The sequence below is a fragment of the Streptomyces sparsus genome, assembly GCF_054776295.1.
Map to the genome: position 1 here is coordinate 1 of NZ_BAAHCA010001271.1, position 1117 is coordinate 1117.

Below are 1117 nucleotides of genomic sequence, written 5' to 3' on the forward strand. Positions count from 1 at the left end.
GGCCGCGCGTCGGCCAGGGCGCCATCGGCTCGCGGAACGGCCGGGTGGGGTCCATCGGCTGCTCGGGTCCGGTGGGGATCCGGCCGGGCAGCAGCGGGGCGAGCACCGAGTGCACCTCGTGGGCGTCCGCGGGTCGGGCGGCGACGTCCTTGTCCAGCAGGGCGTGCACCAGCGCGGCGAGCGGCCCGGGCGTCTCCGGACGGAGGGCCCGCAGCGGCTCGGGACGCTCGTGCAGCTTCATGTACAGCAGTCCGGCCGCTTCCGGCGCGGTGAACGGCGGCCGTCCGGCGAGGAGTTCGTACAGCAGCACACCCAGCGCGTACAGGTCGGCCGCCGGCCCGACGGGCGCGCCGCCGACGACCTGCTCGGGCGCCATGTACAGCGGAGTGCCGATCAGCGCGCCGGTGCGGGTGAGGCGGGTGCTGTCGCCGACGGAGCCGACCGCGGCGATGCCGAGGTCCACCACCACGACCCGGCCGTCGGGCCGCACCATGACGTTGCCCGGCTTCAGGTCCCGGTGGACTATGCGCGCCGCGTGGACCGCGGCCAGCGCCGAGCACAGTTGGGCGCCGACCGAGACCGCCCAGGACAGCGGGTAGGGGCGGTGCGCGGCCCGGTGGTCGGCGAGGTCGCTGCCCTCCACCCGCTGCATGACGAGGAACAGTTCGTGGTCGTCCCGCCCGGCGTCGAAGACGGTGACCAGGCCGGGGTGGTCGATCTGCGCGGTGACCCGGCACTCACGCTCGAAGCGTTCCCGCAGCTCGTCGGGGTGCGAGCTGTCGGACAGACCGGCCATGGACGCCACCCGCCCGGGGTGCATCAGCTTGACGGCGATGGGCCGCCCGCCCAGCCCCCGGTCGTGGCCGCCCCAGACCTGGCCCATCGCTCCCTTGCCGAGCTGCTCGGCGAGTTCGTAGCGGCCGGCGATGAGGCGGCCCCTCACTCGCGGCCCCGCTTGCGCAGCAACTCGTCGAGCTGGTCCAGCTCGGAGGCGACCTGCCGCATCCGCGGCGAACCACCGGGAGTGTGCGGGCCGTTGGCCGGCTGCGGCTGCGGCCCGTCGGCCGGGGACGCAAACGGGCCGTGGACCGGCTGCGTGCCGGAGGCGGGAGGCGCC

At 75.6% G+C, this 1117-nt stretch carries 1 protein-coding gene; it reads right to left on the reverse strand.

The genetic code is table 11. The features are described from left to right. Positions 1-943 (reverse strand): serine/threonine-protein kinase (locus tag ACYVE9_RS27835; protein WP_461030660.1); only part of this gene is annotated, 943 nt, incomplete at its 3' end. Positions 944-1117 lie beyond the last annotated feature (174 nt).